Here is a 322-nt window from a genome sequence, read left to right on the forward strand (position 1 = left end):
GTCCATCCATACGTGACAGCCGAAGCCGCCTTCCAATTCATCGAGCCACGCAGTTTAAAAGAGGATCCGGTATTAGCCCCGGTTTCCCGGAGTTATCCCAGTCTTATGGGCAGGTTACCCACGTGTTACTCACCCGTCCGCCGCTAACTTCTTGAGAGCAAGCTCTCAATCCATTCGCTCGACTTGCATGTATTAGGCACGCCGCCAGCGTTCATCCTGAGCCAGGATCAAACTCTCCAATAAAGTTAGTTTGTCTAGCATCTAAAAATAAAAATTGACGTTTCACGTTGTTTGTTTCGTTCAGTTTTCAAAGAACTTGTCT

1 rRNA gene is annotated in these 322 nt (G+C 47.5%); it reads right to left on the minus strand.

The features are described 5' to 3' along the window. Nucleotides 1-243 (minus strand): 16S ribosomal RNA (locus K5S59_RS29275); the annotation flags it as partial. Between the last annotated feature and the right edge of the window lie 79 nt (nucleotides 244-322).

The organism is Bacillus sp. BML-BC051 (genome assembly GCF_019656175.1).
Classification (GTDB): domain Bacteria; phylum Bacillota; class Bacilli; order Bacillales; family Bacillaceae_G; genus Bacillus_A; species Bacillus_A mobilis.